Source organism: Vibrio sp. 1249-1, assembly GCF_033340495.1.
Genome location: NZ_JAWOWJ010000005.1, coordinates 344,924 through 359,510, shown reverse-complemented (window position 1 = coordinate 359,510; position 14,587 = coordinate 344,924). Strand labels below are relative to the sequence as shown.

Annotated in this window: 16 protein-coding genes; 5 read left to right on the top strand and 11 right to left on the bottom strand. The window is 44.4% G+C overall.

Going from position 1 to position 14,587, the window contains the following annotated elements:
* The first annotated feature begins 49 nt into the window (after positions 1-49).
* The gene (locus R7Z50_RS12300; protein ID WP_005391826.1) at positions 50-1,825 is read left to right on the top strand and encodes a SulP family inorganic anion transporter; all 1,776 of its coding nucleotides are present in this window, start codon (positions 50-52) and stop codon (positions 1,823-1,825) included.
* A gap of 73 nt (positions 1,826-1,898) precedes the next feature.
* Here R7Z50_RS12300 and R7Z50_RS12295 read toward each other — a convergent pair whose 3' ends face one another.
* The 5 genes from R7Z50_RS12295 to dnaQ form a co-directional block, all read right to left on the bottom strand.
* Entirely contained in the window at positions 1,899-2,309 is a 411-nt protein-coding gene (locus tag R7Z50_RS12295; RefSeq protein WP_005391824.1) for a GNAT family N-acetyltransferase, read from the bottom strand.
* Between the two features lie 84 nt (positions 2,310-2,393).
* Positions 2,394-2,786, bottom strand: a complete 393-nt coding sequence (locus tag R7Z50_RS12290) for a DUF1353 domain-containing protein (RefSeq protein WP_031780223.1) — start codon at positions 2,784-2,786, stop codon at positions 2,394-2,396.
* A 191-nt stretch (positions 2,787-2,977) separates the two neighbouring features.
* A complete protein-coding gene (locus R7Z50_RS12285; protein ID WP_031780222.1) occupies positions 2,978-3,508 on the bottom strand; it encodes a hypothetical protein in 531 nt (176 codons plus the stop codon).
* A gap of 223 nt (positions 3,509-3,731) precedes the next feature.
* The gene (locus tag R7Z50_RS12280) at positions 3,732-4,982 is read right to left on the bottom strand and encodes a TIGR03503 family protein (RefSeq protein WP_005391822.1); all 1,251 of its coding nucleotides are present in this window, start codon (positions 4,980-4,982) and stop codon (positions 3,732-3,734) included.
* A gap of 8 nt (positions 4,983-4,990) precedes the next feature.
* Positions 4,991-5,713, bottom strand: a complete 723-nt coding sequence (dnaQ, locus tag R7Z50_RS12275; RefSeq protein ID WP_005391821.1) for a DNA polymerase III subunit epsilon — start codon at positions 5,711-5,713, stop codon at positions 4,991-4,993.
* Between the two features lie 59 nt (positions 5,714-5,772).
* Between dnaQ and rnhA the strand changes: the two genes are divergently transcribed.
* Positions 5,773-6,237 (top strand): ribonuclease HI, encoded by a 465-nt coding sequence (rnhA, locus tag R7Z50_RS12270; RefSeq protein ID WP_005380384.1) that lies wholly within the window; start codon positions 5,773-5,775, stop codon positions 6,235-6,237.
* Here the strand turns inward: rnhA and R7Z50_RS12265 are convergent.
* Entirely contained in the window at positions 6,234-6,980 is a 747-nt protein-coding gene (locus R7Z50_RS12265) for a class I SAM-dependent methyltransferase (protein WP_005391820.1), read from the bottom strand. The two genes, rnhA and R7Z50_RS12265, sit on opposite strands and share 4 nt — an antisense overlap.
* Before the next feature lie 37 nt (positions 6,981-7,017).
* On the opposite strand from R7Z50_RS12265, the gene gloB reads away from it, so the two are divergent.
* The 3 genes from gloB to R7Z50_RS12250 all read left to right on the top strand — a co-directional run bounded on the left by gloB (position 7,018) and on the right by R7Z50_RS12250 (position 10,297).
* Positions 7,018-7,776: a hydroxyacylglutathione hydrolase gene (gene gloB, locus R7Z50_RS12260; protein WP_005380380.1), complete on the top strand. Its 759-nt coding sequence runs from the start codon at positions 7,018-7,020 to the stop codon at positions 7,774-7,776.
* Between the two features lie 254 nt (positions 7,777-8,030).
* Complete coding sequence (locus R7Z50_RS12255; protein WP_005391819.1) at positions 8,031-9,614, top strand: LysM peptidoglycan-binding domain-containing protein; 1,584 nt, start codon at positions 8,031-8,033, stop codon at positions 9,612-9,614.
* Positions 9,611-10,297, top strand: a complete 687-nt coding sequence (locus tag R7Z50_RS12250) for a YIP1 family protein (RefSeq protein WP_005380375.1) — start codon at positions 9,611-9,613, stop codon at positions 10,295-10,297. Before R7Z50_RS12255 ends, R7Z50_RS12250 begins: the two co-directional genes overlap by 4 nt.
* Position 10,298: 1 nt before the next feature.
* Here the strand turns inward: R7Z50_RS12250 and R7Z50_RS12245 are convergent, their stop codons facing one another.
* From R7Z50_RS12245 to accA, 5 genes are all read right to left on the bottom strand, one after another.
* Entirely contained in the window at positions 10,299-11,144 is an 846-nt protein-coding gene (locus tag R7Z50_RS12245; protein WP_005391818.1) for an endonuclease/exonuclease/phosphatase family protein, read from the bottom strand.
* A 140-nt stretch (positions 11,145-11,284) separates the two neighbouring features.
* Entirely contained in the window at positions 11,285-11,623 is a 339-nt protein-coding gene (gene glnB / locus R7Z50_RS12240; RefSeq protein ID WP_005380372.1) for a nitrogen regulatory protein P-II, read from the bottom strand.
* Positions 11,624-11,810: 187 nt separating this feature from the next.
* Entirely contained in the window at positions 11,811-12,125 is a 315-nt protein-coding gene (locus R7Z50_RS12235; RefSeq protein WP_005391816.1) for a c-type cytochrome, read from the bottom strand.
* Between the two features lie 70 nt (positions 12,126-12,195).
* Complete coding sequence (tilS, locus tag R7Z50_RS12230; protein WP_005391814.1) at positions 12,196-13,506, bottom strand: tRNA lysidine(34) synthetase TilS; 1,311 nt, start codon at positions 13,504-13,506, stop codon at positions 12,196-12,198.
* 107 nt (positions 13,507-13,613) lie between these two features.
* On the bottom strand, positions 13,614-14,573 hold the full coding sequence (accA, locus tag R7Z50_RS12225) for an acetyl-CoA carboxylase carboxyl transferase subunit alpha (protein ID WP_005380365.1): 960 nt from the start codon (positions 14,571-14,573) through the stop codon (positions 13,614-13,616).
* Positions 14,574-14,587: the final 14 nt, after the last annotated feature.

Sequence of the window (14,587 nt, the reverse complement as noted above, 5' to 3'; positions counted from 1 at the left end):
CAGACGTTCCAACTAAGCGGTGTATACTTTAAGTAACTCACTCACATATATGGTAAATCCGTTGGCTAAAATATTACTCGCACAGTGGTTCCCAGGGCTTGTTCAGCTTAAGCATTATCAAAAAGAATGGTTTGTTAACGACTTTAGAGCCGCCTTTTCTGTTGTCGCGGTTGCACTGCCAGTTGCCATAGCTTACGCACAGTTAACTGGTGTATCCGCAATTGTCGGTCTGTATTCGTGTGTACTGCCAATGTTGGTTTACGCCATGATGGGCACATCTCGACAACTCATTGTCGGACCCGATGCAGCAACCTGTGCAGTGATTGCTGCTGTTGTGACACCACTTGCCGCAGGTGACCCCACAAAACATTGGCAGTTGGTTATGACCATGACAGCGATGACGGGGATTTGGTGTGTACTGGCAAGTCGTTTCAAGCTAGGGGTATTTGCAGATTTCCTTTCTCGTCCGATTCTTTTGGGTCTACTCAACGGTGTTGCTCTCACAATTATCGTTGGTCAGTTTGCGAAAGTAGTCGGTTTGAAATACGAGCAACGTTATTTACTGGAACGTTTATGGGAAGCTCCACAACGATTAACCGATCTTCATTGGCCTACTGTAACTCTGAGTATCGTGACAGTTGTCGTTTATTTGCTCACCAAACGCTACCGACCAACTTGGCCTGCTGCCATGCTGGCGATCCTCGTAACTACTGCGTCAGTTTGGTTTTTCCATTTACAAGAGATGGGCGTATCGGTTGTCGGACTCACTCAAGGTGGCTTCCCTCAGTTTCAAACACCGGAGTTTGAGCTAGGTGAAGTTCGTGAACTAGTGGTCCCGGCTCTCAACCTTGCGATTGTCAGTTTTGTTAGCATGATGCTCACCGCCCGCAGTTTCGCTGCTAAAAACGGTTATGATATTGATGCTAATAAAGAGTTTCAGGCGTTGGGTTTTGCCAACATTGCCTCAGCGTTTTCGCAAGGTTTCGCGATAAGCGGCGCTGACTCACGCACAGCCGTCAATGATGCAAATGGCGGTAAATCTCAATTAGTTTCGATTGTCGCCGCAATCACCATTGCCATTATTGCGGTATTTATTTACGAGCCTTTGCAGTTCATCCCTATCTCTTCACTTGGTGTTGTATTGATCATTGCGTCCCTATCGCTGCTCGATCTTAAAGCAATTTGGAAATTAAAATCTCGTGACAAAGATGCATTTTATCTGGCCATCATTACTTTTATTTCTGTGTTGATCGTGGGTGTAATACCGGGGATCACTTTGGCGGTATTGCTAGGGCTGTTTCAATTTTTACGGATTGTCATGCGACCGAGTGATCAGCTACTTGGCTTGGATGAAAAAGGTACCATTCGGACCATCGACGACTCAGGAAAAGCTTCGCCTATTCCTGGAATGGTGATTTACCGCTTTAACTCACCGCTAACTTACTTCAATGCTCCTTACTTTAAACGTAGAGTGTTAGAGCAGGCAGAGCATCACAAAGACGCAAGTTGCGTTGTCATCGACGCCGTATCGAGCTTTACTCACTTGGATCTCAGTGTGATGGCAACACTGGCAGATATTCACAATACTTTGAAAAAGAGAGGTGTACGCTTAATCCTCGCAGGAAGGAAACGACGTCTTCGTCAATGGTGTGAGCTTACTGGTATCAGCACCAGTGAAGGAGGCATCTTACTGCGAGCTGATATGTACCTTGCCATTAAACTTAGTGGCTGTTACATCAGTGCTGTGGGTGAGGGACAAATTCCTACTGTTCAAAAAGAGCCTGATTTAGAGCAGCCACCCAAACCAATTCCAGAAGTGGCTTAAATACAAATTTAATATAGAAAACAGGAAATTAAACTCCTGTTTTCTAGTGCTTATCTTCACAGCTGAATACGTGTTACGCCTTTGGCTTAAACTTTTTTGTCATCCCTTGGCTTTTAGGAGCCACCAGCCTATAACCAAGCTTTTCGTAAAAGACCGGTTCATCAGCAATCATAGAAACGTAAGAGCCTTCAAGTGCAACAGATGAAAGATAACCGTCGATGTATTCCATGACTTTTCTACCTAAACCGTTGCCTTGATAATCAGAATCAACGGCAACGTCGACAATTTCGAAGTTACACGCCCCGTCACCAACAACCCGACCCATTGCAATGAGCTTTCCTTCATCCCGAACAGATACGCCATATAACGAATTGGGTAGACCAATTTCAGCAGCTTTCAACGATTTGGGTGATAGCCCGGCTTTGATACGCATATCACAGTATTCTTTCGGGCTTGGCACATGCTCTTCATATCTTATTGTCATTATGTACTACTCCTTTGTATCACCTTGGAGCTTACATAACTAAACTGTATGAATAAACAGTTAAACGTTGGAAAGATGTTCCCATTAAGCACACAAAGTATCAGGTCTAGAAAAGAAGCTACCGACAACTCTGACGCCATAATAGATATAAGTTGCTCTGAAGCTAGACATTCCTTTTTCTAAACATGTTTCTCTCAACAACGTATCCGCATGCTTTCGAGCACTTTGTGGCAACACCTCTTCCCTCATGAGTTGGTAAAGAGCATCATGCACTAAAGAAGCTTTCATAATGTTTTTTGTGTCTAACGCTGGCCCACTCGCTCCATCCCATGCATAGCCCTTTTTAATCGTTAACACGCCTTGTTTGGACAAACTAAGAAAAGGGCTGTCATACGCGTTACTCACTGAAATGTGAGTCTCAATCTTTTCTTCAGAATGGAGAGTGTATTTATACTTCTGACGCTTTTTGTATTTCATCAGAGACCTCGCGTTTACTTATTCTTATTTATCACGCACAGCTGAATATTTATCCAGAAACCCTACAAGATCGGCTCTTGTTATTATGGCGTACTACCTATTACAAAGCCCAAATCAATATAAATAGAACTCCATGCAATCAATAAAGCCAGAATCCCTGACTTTATTGATCAAAATTCAACCAGCAATCCTTATTCTGAAGGAAGTCTACTCAATTTTTTATGGATATCTTCTACAAAATTGGCTTGTTCACTTGGAGAAACCTCTAGAACATAATGAAAAAACGGACTTGTATGCTCAGTAATTTTATACTCTTCACTTAACAGCTTAATTACTTGTTCATGATTAAATCGTGCGGAGACTAAGCCACTCTCGGTTTCTTGAGTTATAACTATATAGTGAGCGGTTGGAAAAACCGTAAACCTTCCTTCGACAGGAAACCAGGGAGCAAAAGAAATAATCTCGTCATCAATTATGTATGCTTGAGGTTTACTGACATAAGTGTAAGGGTACTTTTCATCTAAATAGGGTCTTGCTGTATCAAACAAGCCATCATAATAAGTTGGTATTTCTACTTTTTGGATTTTACTTAAGGGATCAAAAGTGAAGGTATCAAGTGATTTTAAATTATTACTTCCCGCATCTGGATTATTAATACCATTATCAATAGAAGAGCAACCTACAATTATCACTGCACAAAAAAAAGCTAAAATTTTATTCATTATTTCTTTATCTTTAATTGATTATTTTGAAAGTTAGTCACATTAAAAATGCAACCAATTTAGAAAGTAAAAATGATATATTATTTATATAAAATCCCAAACATATATTTGAGTACAGTAAACTTAAATATTCATAATTTATCCATTTTTCTTCTTCCAATTTGGTAACTTGAAAAAAACGGAGCCGATTGGCTCCGTTTCTCGCTTTATGTGTGTGTTACTACTATTTCTTTGGTACTTCTAATTGCATCTCTGGCATGGCATCGCGCTTCGCTTTAATTTTGCGCCAGACTATCCATCCAATGATCACAATCAGCAGCATTATCACGTTACCCACCGCGATAATAATCATGCTGCGCTTACGCTCAGCCTCCCGCTCAGCGATAATTTGCTTTTCCATTTCAATACGGCGCTGCTCGGCTAATTCAGCTTCTTTTGCAATTCGAGCAGCTTCTAGATCAACTTCATCAACAACACTGAAGGTTTGCTCTGGAATAGGAAACACCAACGGACGCTGGGTTGCAAAATCAGTGGCAAAGATCTCGCCGCGCCATGCGTACTTACCAAGCTCAGCATCGTTATTGAGGTTCAACGTAACTCTCATTCCATCTTTAGAGACCTGTCCTTGGCGGTAACTAATGAAACCATCGGGAGCGTCCTTTTTCACTGTGACTGCAATAGAGCCTGGTGCAATCATACCTTGCTCGCCACTCACCACTAATTGGTGTGGCTTATCGGGATTACGAGCCTGAATAAAAGTACGAGAGATTGGGTTCGGATAAACCAAGATGACTTGTTCTTGCGCTCGTAAGAATACGCCATTGCCAGACGTGATGCGCGCGCGGTACTTACCAGGCTCAACGTCTATTGGGAGCTGAACCGTAAACACACCATCCCCTGCTTTTTCATCCAAGCCTCGGCCGTCATCAGAAAACTCACCCACAACCATCGGCACTGGACGTGCTTCTTTGATCAGCTCATCTTCATTTTCGACAAACTTGGTAAATGTCACGCGCAGATTCACGCGATCAAGGAAGTCGCGCAGTACAAGAGGTTTGCCGTCGGAGGTCAGGCGAGCTGTAAACTTAAGCGCTTCCCCATTATATAATCGGTTTGGGAACAGATCCGTACTGAGCTTTAGGTGAGAAATTAAGCGGATGTTATTTTTAGGCGTAACTTTCCCCACAGCCTGCCATGGACCTGGCATAGGGTTATCAACGGAAATAATATCGAGTGAGGCTTCTTGATACCAACGTACATTGTCGTAAGAGCCCCAAGCATAGTATTTTTTACCGTCAGGACGGACTAAAACAACTGGCTGAGAACTTTGCTCACGATAAACCAAAAACGTGATCTGCTCGATGGTTGGATCAACTCGAAAGCGATTGTCTAACAAAGACATTGTAGATTCACTCGCAGCACTCGAGAGACTACTCCATATCGCTAAAAACGCGACCAACAAAGCCCTCAACATAGCTTCTCCTATTGATGCCAAATACAGTCGTTCACCAACTCTAATCTTTTTTGGTGAGCTTCTAGTTCATCGGCACTTGCGCGCAAAACCTTTAGCGCTTTTCTTCCTTCAATACGACGAATGGTTTCTACTCCACCCTCTTGTTTATTCGCGTTAAATTCTAGACTCGTTTGACCACCCGTCATAAAGAGGTAAACGTCGGCTAGAATCTCCGCATCGAGCAAAGCTCCGTGGAGTGTACGGTGCGAGTTATCAATACCGTAACGTTCACATAAGATATCAAGGTTGTTTCGCTTGCCAGGGAAGATTTTCTTCGCCATTGCAAGGGTGTCGGTCACCTTGCAGTAGTCGTCCGTTTTGCCGATGTTAGAATCGAGCATGCCAAACTCGTAATCCATAAATCCGGTATCGAAGGGCGCGTTGTGGGCAACAAGTTCTGCGCCTTTAATAAACTCAAGAAACTCTTGGTGCACGCTCGCGTATTCCGGTTTATCAACCAAGAATTCATCCGTAATACCGTGAACTTCAACCGCTTCTGGTTGGATTTCACGATCGGGTTTTAAATAAACGTGGAAGTGACGACCAGTCAGCTTACGGTTGATGATCTCCACGGCACCGATTTCAATAATGCGGTGTCCCATGTAGTGAGGACCACCCTCGCGGTTCATACCTGTGGTTTCGGTATCGAGAACGACAATGCGGTTATATTCAGAATTGCTGCTGGTATTCATAAGGTTATGTATGTCAGACTATGCTTTATTAAATGTTTCGGCTAATAGTACCAAAAAATATGACCAAACACGTTGAGATTTTCACTGACGGTTCTTGTTTAGGTAACCCAGGACCAGGTGGTTACGGCATAGTATTGCGTTACAAAGACGTAGAAAAGACACTTTCCAAAGGCTATACGTTAACTACCAACAACCGCATGGAAATGTTGGCGGCTGTCGTCGCGCTACAGACGTTAAAACAACCTTGTAAAGTCACTTTAACGACTGACAGCCAATATGTGCGCCAAGGTATTACTCAGTGGATCCATAACTGGAAGAAGCGTGGTTGGAAAACAGCGGATAAAAAACCCGTGAAGAATGCCGATTTATGGCAAGCTCTAGACAAAGAAACCGCACGCCATCAAGTTGAATGGCATTGGGTAAAAGGCCACGCAGGCCATCGTGAGAACGAAATGTGTGATGAGCTAGCCCGTACTGCTGCAGAAAACCCAACTGAGGAAGATACAGGTTACCAACCCTCTTAGCGAGATTCTTTCCTCATAGTGTTACCCTCTCGATTCATCACCCCAAGTGGTGTGAGCTTTTTCTTCAAGCGCCAATGCGGTTTGATAGGCTTGAGAGGGTATGTCCGTTTCCGCGCGACTATGTAATACAAACTCCCAGCGGGTGATGCCCAATCACCAAGACTATTTTCCAACCATGTCCACATCGTACGGTAACGTTTCATCGGAAACAGCGCATAACGATCACAATGAATCACTTGATAATTAAGTAACCCTAACCAATCTTTGATGCGGCTCGACGTAAACATTCGTCCACTCCAAGGCAAATTATGTTTACGCCATGGAAGCAAACTCGCTAATCCAGTCAAGCTTAATGGGTTGAATCCAGTAATAATTACATAGCCATCATCCATCATCACTCTATCGACTTCACGCAACAAACGGTGTGGATCGCTTGCATAGTCGAGCTGATGAGCGAGTATCACAACATCAAAGCTTTTTTCCAAAAAGGGTAATTCGTAACCATCTGCAATCACATTATGCAACGGGTTCTGGATATCTACGTTGACTTGGTGTTGAATGTTACAATTACAGCTGGTTAGCTCACAGCTCAACCCGCCCAGTTTGAGCATATGGTAGCCGAAGAGTTTCGGGCACCATTCATCAAGTCGGGTCTGGATTGACTCAAGCACCCACGGACCGTTGTTCATTGCTGACCAAGTCGACGGGTGTGGTATAGTTTTGTTGCTGAGTGCTGGTTTCATTAACCACCTGACTAAAATGGGTGACGGAGAACGAATCGTGTTAGAGATCAAAAGCATACCCGCATTTAATGATAATTACATCTGGCTGATACAAAATAGCGATAAGCGCTGCGCAGTCGTTGATCCGGGCGATGCGAAGCCAGTATTAGAATTTCTGCAGGCTAACGAATTAACTTTAGAAGCGATTTTAATTACGCACCACCACAACGATCACATTGGTGGCGTTCCAGACTTAGTGCGTGCATTTCCTAACGTCGCCGTTGTGGGCCCAAAATCAGAGCCAATTCCAACCCTAACGACACCAATGGAAGAAGGCGACAAGCTAGAGTTGTTTGGTGAGATTTTCTTAGTACTTGGGTTACCCGGTCATACTTTGGGCCATATCGGTTACGTTGGGGACGGAAAACTGTTTTGCGGTGATGTGCTCTTTTCTGCTGGCTGCGGTCGTATTTTTGAAGGTACGCCTGAGCAAATGTTTGAATCACTGAGCAAACTAACGTCTCTACCAGAAGAAACTCAAGTCTTCTGCGCACATGAATACACGGCGAGTAACGTGGCGTTTGCTCTAGCGGTTGAACCTGACAATGAGCAACTTCGCCAATATCGCGACGATGTAAACCGACTGCGAGCACTCAACATTCCGACACTTCCAACAACAATACGCAAAGAAAAGTGGATTAATCCGTTCTTGCGAACCTCTAACCCCGACGTGGTTCAATCTGTTGCTAGTCGCATTAAAAATAGCGATCCATGCTCGGTTTTTACTGCTTTACGCGAGTGGAAGAACGAATTTTAACCATTTTCTGCTTGTAAGTTTGCAAGACCCCAGTATTATCAGGGACTGATTTTTCGAGAAGCGCCACTGGCGCTTCTCTTACGTTTGGGGTTGATATAAATCTATTTGAATTTCTCCCCATTGCATAATTAGAAGCTCTTTGCCTCTATAAATTAGTTAGTGTTTAAAAGATGTCTATTATCTTGCGACTGCCACGCACATTACGTTGCGCGACAGGCAGGTGAAGATAAACAGGCCCTAAATAGGCTGAATCCATGCGTTTGAAGTATACTTGGGCGTTGGCGTTGTTATTATCTGGCTGTCAATTGACTCAGTCAGATTCAACGTCTTCTACACCAGAAACCAATAAATCTGAGCAGACTGCAAAGCAAAATGCAGTAAAAGCTCAACCGGGCAATAAATCGTCACTAGCAAAAAAATCCGCTAACGACGCGCCTAAAGTTCTCTCCCCCCAAGAACAAGAAGATGTGTGGCAACGTATCGCCATGCAGCTGGACATGGATATCCCAAACCACAAGAAAGTGGACTACTACCGTACGTGGTATTTAAAGCACCCAAATCACCTTTACACGGTATCTAAGCGTGCTACCCCTTTTCTATACATGATCACAAAACGTATCGAAGAGCGCGGACTCCCAATGGAGCTTGCATTACTTCCTGTAGTGGAAAGTTCATTCGATGCCTTTGCCTACTCACATGGTAGCGCGGCTGGGTTGTGGCAATTTGTCCCTGGCACCGGAAAAATGATGGGACTAGAGCAAAACTACTGGTATGACGGTCGCAGAGATGTGGCAGCAGCAACGGATGCAGCGCTGGACTACCTAGTACAACTAAACGAGCGTTTTGATGGTAACTGGGAACATGCAATCGCCGCTTATAACAGCGGTGGTGGCCGTGTTTCTAGCGCAATTCGTAAGAATAAAAAGCTCGGTAAACCTATCGATTTCTTCTCATTAGACTTACCAAAAGAGACCAGTAGTTACGTTCCTAAGCTATTGGCCTTGGCTGACGTTATCGCAAACCAAGACAAGTACGGACTTAATATTCCTGCAATTCCAAACAAGCCTGTTCTAACGCTTGTTGATCCAGAAGAGCAGTTAGATCTGGCTATTGCCGCAGATTATGCCGGCATTAGCGTAAAAGAGTTGCAGAGTTACAACCCAGCATACAACCAGTGGTCGACAGCGCCTGAGGGGCCGCACCAACTTTTGATTCCCGTAGAGAAAAAAGAGACTTTTCTCACCAAGGTGGAGAAAAATCGCGGTAAAGGGATGAAGGTCGCTCGCTACAAGGTGAAATCTGGCGACTCTTTAAGCGTGCTAGCTAATAAATACGGCACAACCACGAAAGTCATTCGACGTGCCAACGGCCTATCGAATAACAATATTCGTATTGGTCAATACCTGTTGATTCCGACATCAACAAAAGACGATGCAAAATACGCATTAACGGCACAAAACCGATTAAACAAGACTCAATCTCGTGCTCGTGGTCAACTCAAGCTCACCCATGTCGTTCAGTCTGGAGAAAGTTTGTGGTCAATCGCACGTAACAATAAAGTGTCGTATAAATCGTTAGCTAAATGGAATGGTATGAGCCCTAAAGATCCATTGCGTGTGGGTCAAAAGCTAGTGATATGGAAGGACTCAGACAAAGGTTCTGTGATCCGTACCGTTTTCTACAACGTTCGCTCTGGCGACACCATTAGCGGCATTGCAAGCAAGTTCAAAGTAAAAACGAACGACATCGTGAAATGGAACTCGCTACACAAGAAAAAATACTTACAACCAGGTCAAAAGCTTAAGTTGTACGTTGACGTAACGAAGGTAAGTGTATGAACCCATCAAGCAATCCACTTGTGATGCTGTTGGACATTTTTCGTTCTCCAACATCTTGTTTTCTCGCGCTTTATCAACGCGGTGGATGGGGATGGCAACCGTTCATCTTCCTGATGCTTAGTCCGTTTTTATTCTGGGGTGCTTACTTTTCGAATGTCGATTTCACGTGGCTCAGTGACCAACTTGCTGCGCAATTTCAGCAAATCGACCCGAAGCAGATTGAGCTATTAGAACCAAACACGCTAATGGCAAGCGCGATCATCAATGATGTATTCAACCGCTTTGCCACCTTACTATTGCTCGCGCTTTGGTTCTTTCTTGCAACAAAGGCAAGCAAACAACAATACGGTTACTGGAAATGGTTTGCCGCATCGTGTGCTATCTTATTCCCAGCAGTATTGGGCGATGTAGCAAGTTACGCGAGCTTGCTACTCAAGCATGGTCAGGTAATGACTTACGCTGCCGATTTAAATAGCCTCAATGGTCTATTAAAGCTGCCTCTTACTAACGAATGGTCTCATTTCGCTAGCTCGTTACCTTTGCTTCTGCCTTGGTACATTGTGCTCGGCTACGGCGTTGTACTGACGTGGACGGAGTTTGAACGTGGCCAAGCTTTGGTGATTGCAAGCCTGCCATGGGTATTCTTCTACGTTATTTGGGCACTTTATATTGTGGTAACCTAAGCTAGTCATTTAACGTAAATGACAATAACAATGGGTTATGATCGGAAGCGTCGCTCTGCGGCGCTTTTGCGTACTTAAGCGTCAGACCTCGGTAAAACACATGGTCCAGTGGTAACCCTGTTATAAATTGGACTCGATGATCCGGCAAGAACGTCACCTCTTGTAAGTCCGCAGCCTTTAAGGCCTGCCTCATCGCATTAACGCGAGATTTACTCCAGCTATTGAAGTCTCCAGCAAATAGAATTGGCCCCACATGATGCTTTAAAAGCATTTCAAGCGCCGTTAACTGAGATATATACTCTTTTGTACCTACGGTGAAGTTAATCGCATGTACATTCACCACTGCGAGTTTCTCGCCATTACTCAAGTGATACTGGCTATATAATGCAGACTTAGGTAAGCGAAGCCACGGCTCTTTAGAGGTGTAAGCGCAGGCTTTTTCTGGTTGCCCTTGAGCAATACTAATTACACCGGCACCGCTACCCAGCGCCTTAAAAGCACTCACTTGATTACTAACCCAGCGACCATCCACCAACCACTGTTTAAATGATGGTGTCATGCTGGCTTCTTGCAATAACAGCAGCTGCTTATCAGCAGAGAATTCATTGAGTGCACTTTGCCAATTCGTTCGGTTCTGTTTGTAGATATTCCAGACAAGTACATTGATTTCACCGCCCTGATCCAGAGCTTTTGAGCCGCTAAATTCGATACACCTAATATCCTGCGTCAACTCTGAGCCTCTTTGAGTAATGATTTGCGGCTGATCTGGTACGGTGAAAATAACCTGGAAGCCGACCAATACCGCCATAATAAGAAAAGCTAACGCCAGAAAAAAACGCTTGAACATACGACAAACCTGAATGTAGGCACCCGAAATCTAGAACAACCAATCTCGGGTTAAATGATTTCACTAATAAGCAAACAACAAAAAAGGAGCCACTTGGCTCCCTTTTAGCATAATAAATACGAAACAGGTGACAAGAAACCTTAGATCGCGTCTTCGTCTTCTTCACCAGTACGAATACGAACCACACGCTCAATATCAGTGACGAATATTTTACCATCACCAATCTTACCAGTTTGCGCGGTTTCAATGATTGTCTCTACGCATTTATCAGCCACATCTTCCGTTACAACGATTTCGAGCTTCACTTTAGGTAGAAAGTCCACCATATACTCTGCACCACGGTAAAGCTCTGTGTGACCTTTTTGGCGACCAAAACCTTTCACTTCAGAGACGGTCATCCCTGTAATGCCAACTTCAGCTAGCGCTTCTCGAACATCATCCAGTTTAAATGGCTTGATAATCGCTTCAATTTTTTTCATGTTCATCCCTTAAGCTTCAATCGATTGCGCTTATTATCGTTTAGCGTTTCGCAACATTCAATGTTTGTCTCTGATCCACCAGCGAAAATCCAGATTGAGCAAATTAACATAGCGAATATCGTGAGTTGATAAAACCCCAGTGAGGACTGCTCAATGCCCAATCGTCCAAGCTTTTTCAGACTCGCGTTTACTTCAAACTTGCGTAGTAAGCCGCTAGGTTAGCGATATCTTCATCAGACAACAATGAAGCTTGAGCTTGCATCACAGCAGCAAGCCCACCTGTTCGCTCTTTATTTTTATAAGCTTTAATTGAACTGATAATATATTGCTCATTTTGCCCTTTCAGATTTGGGTAACCCGGAATGACAGCAATACCATCAGCGCCATGACACGCCGCGCATACTCCCGACTTTGCTTGACCTGCTGTAGCATCTCCCGCAGCTAGAGCTTGCCCACTAAACATGGTTAACGCCACCATTGCACCCATGATTGTTTTCTTCATTGCTTCACCTAATCAATTATTATTTAAGGATTTTTATATTTTATAATCGACATTGTGGCATGAATTTTCATTACCTGCGCCAAATAAGTTCACAATCTTGACCATTAAACGCCTGATCAACGAACAGATCTGCCACAGCAACGACTCGGTCTTGGCACATTAAAATCGGAATTTGACGACGCAGCCAGCTTGGCACATTGTATTCTTGGAATAACTTCTTCAGTTTTCGACTGTGATTACGCGTGGTTGGATGCGCTGATAAGCCTTCCGGATTGAAGGTCACGCGAAGCAACTCTGGCTGACTCGGTAGCGCAATCGTTGCGTTGCTAGAACTCGTCGTTAAGATCAGCTCCCCTAGCCGCTCAGGCAGCGACAAAGTCGCATCAACTTGAATCGTACTTTGCCACTCAGTGACATCAGCCATTTCCGTTACCCAATAGAGACGATTTCGAAAACGGCGCACTTCACCTTGTTTAAGTTGTAGTTTGGGGTTGGCATCTTGCTGAGCTAATGCGACTTCATTCCAGATAAGATTGAGTTGTACCTGAGTCGGCATACTAGTATTAAGCTTAGCCAGCCACATACGAATCAAGCGCGCACGCGCTAATCCACTGTGCTTAGCCAGTTCTTCAATACTCAAACTAAGATCCGTTTGTAAAGCGCGTTCAAACACCGCGCTCAATAGTTCATCCAATAGCGCTTCTTGTTGAGCACATAAACTTGCACTGCGCTGAACCGCTTGATGGATACTCGGCCAGCGACCAGACAATTCAGGAATAACACAATGACGAAGAAAGTTACGATCATAACGGGTATCTTGATTGCTTTCGTCTTCCACCCACTCCAAGCCTAATTTAGTAGCGGCTTCTTCGATGGTCTTCCGCTTGATAGTAAGCAATGGTCGAACTAGAGATCCGCAAGAAAACGGCATACTCTCCGCCATCGAAGATAACCCTTTAGGCCCGCTGCCGCGCTTAAGCGCAAGGAGAAAAGTCTCTATTTGATCGTCGGCATGTTGACCAGTCAACAGTATATCGCCTTCTTGAATGTACTTAGTTAAGGCTTGGTAGCGAGCTTCACGAGCAAGAAGTTCAATACTTTCACCATTGCTGATGTCTAAGCTCACTCGCTCGATCGAGCACGATATCCCCACTTGTTGTGCCCAAAGTAAGCATTTATCGGCCCAATTATCGGCATTCGAGCTTAAACCATGGTGCACATACACAGCGTGACACTCTACAGAGTGCGCTTGTTGGTAGCGACTGAGTAATTCGAGTAAAAGACGTGAATCCACTCCTCCGCTAAACGCCAAGACAACCTTAGTGCCTAATTGATAGTAGCGGCCGAGAACTTGAGCAAAATGCGGGTAAAGCGATTCCATAAGCGATCCGATAGGTACAAAAAAAGGGCTGGACTCTCATCCAACCCTTTCTATTTTAACTGTTATCACTTGAGATATCAGCTAACGCTTAATAGCAATCACCGAAATTAACAGTAACCGTAGCTCATTAGACGCTGGTAACGACGCTCACGTAGCGTCTCTTCATCCAATTGTTCTAGATCTTCTAGCTGACGAAGTAGTGTCGCTTTCATATTCGCTGCCATTTGAACATGATCGCGATGAGCGCCGCCTAGTGGCTCTTCAATGATTTCGTCGATCAGTTCAAGCTCTTTAAGACGCGGAGCAGTTAGACCCATTGCCTCTGCCGCTTGTGGCGCTTTGTCTGAATCACGCCATAAGATTGAAGCACAACCCTCAGGAGAAATTACTGAGTACGTAGAGTACTGAAGCATGTTCACGTAGTCGCCTACACCGATTGCTAGTGCACCACCAGAACCGCCTTCACCAACAACGTTACAGATTACTGGCACTTTAAGACCAGACATCACTTTTAGGTTTTTCGCGATAGCTTCAGATTGACCACGCTCTTCTGCGCCCACACCTGGATACGCGCCAGCCGTGTCGATAAATGTGATAATCGGCATGTTGAAACGCTCTGCCATTTCCATCAAACGTAGCGCTTTACGGTAACCTTCTGGTTTCGGCATACCAAAGTTACGTTTCACCTTTTCTTTGGTCTCACGACCTTTTTGGTGACCAATGATCATCACAGGGCGGCCTTCAAGGCGAGCCATGCCACCCACAATCGCTTTGTCGTCTGCAAACGCGCGGTCACCCGCTAATTCATCAAACTCCTCAAAAGCGTGTTGGATGTAATCCAGCGTGTAAGGACGTAGTGGGTGACGAGCCAGTTGAGCTGTTTCCCATGCACCTAGGTCACTGAAGGTTTTTTTCTTCAGCTCTAAGCTTTTCTTCTCAAGCTGTTCGATTTCTTTATCCAGGTCAATCGCAGAATCACCACCGTGACGAGAGACATCACGTAATGCTTCAATTTTCGCTTCTAGTTCTGCAATTGGCTTTTCAAATTCAAGAAAGTTTAGGCTCATCTATGAATCCTTGT

What these genes read in the sequence shown, in the direction of transcription:
- R7Z50_RS12255 (WP_005391819.1), top strand. Translation starts at nt 8,031, where the DNA reads ATGCGTTTGAAGTATACTTGGGCGTTGGCGTTGTTATTATCTGGCTGT.
- dnaQ (WP_005391821.1), bottom strand. Translation starts at nt 5,713, where the DNA reads ATGAATACCAGCAGCAATTCTGAATATAACCGCATTGTCGTTCTCGAT.
- R7Z50_RS12300 (WP_005391826.1), top strand. Translation starts at nt 50, where the DNA reads ATGGTAAATCCGTTGGCTAAAATATTACTCGCACAGTGGTTCCCAGGG.
- R7Z50_RS12280 (WP_005391822.1), bottom strand. Translation starts at nt 4,982, where the DNA reads ATGTTGAGGGCTTTGTTGGTCGCGTTTTTAGCGATATGGAGTAGTCTC.
- R7Z50_RS12245 (WP_005391818.1), bottom strand. Translation starts at nt 11,144, where the DNA reads ATGTTCAAGCGTTTTTTTCTGGCGTTAGCTTTTCTTATTATGGCGGTA.
- glnB (WP_005380372.1), bottom strand. Translation starts at nt 11,623, where the DNA reads ATGAAAAAAATTGAAGCGATTATCAAGCCATTTAAACTGGATGATGTT.
- accA (WP_005380365.1), bottom strand. Translation starts at nt 14,573, where the DNA reads ATGAGCCTAAACTTTCTTGAATTTGAAAAGCCAATTGCAGAACTAGAA.
- R7Z50_RS12295 (WP_005391824.1), bottom strand. Translation starts at nt 2,309, where the DNA reads ATGACAATAAGATATGAAGAGCATGTGCCAAGCCCGAAAGAATACTGT.
- rnhA (WP_005380384.1), top strand. Translation starts at nt 5,773, where the DNA reads ATGACCAAACACGTTGAGATTTTCACTGACGGTTCTTGTTTAGGTAAC.
- R7Z50_RS12265 (WP_005391820.1), bottom strand. Translation starts at nt 6,980, where the DNA reads ATGAAACCAGCACTCAGCAACAAAACTATACCACACCCGTCGACTTGG.
- tilS (WP_005391814.1), bottom strand. Translation starts at nt 13,506, where the DNA reads ATGGAATCGCTTTACCCGCATTTTGCTCAAGTTCTCGGCCGCTACTAT.
- R7Z50_RS12290 (WP_031780223.1), bottom strand. Translation starts at nt 2,786, where the DNA reads ATGAAATACAAAAAGCGTCAGAAGTATAAATACACTCTCCATTCTGAA.
- R7Z50_RS12235 (WP_005391816.1), bottom strand. Translation starts at nt 12,125, where the DNA reads ATGAAGAAAACAATCATGGGTGCAATGGTGGCGTTAACCATGTTTAGT.
- R7Z50_RS12285 (WP_031780222.1), bottom strand. Translation starts at nt 3,508, where the DNA reads ATGAATAAAATTTTAGCTTTTTTTTGTGCAGTGATAATTGTAGGTTGC.
- R7Z50_RS12250 (WP_005380375.1), top strand. Translation starts at nt 9,611, where the DNA reads ATGAACCCATCAAGCAATCCACTTGTGATGCTGTTGGACATTTTTCGT.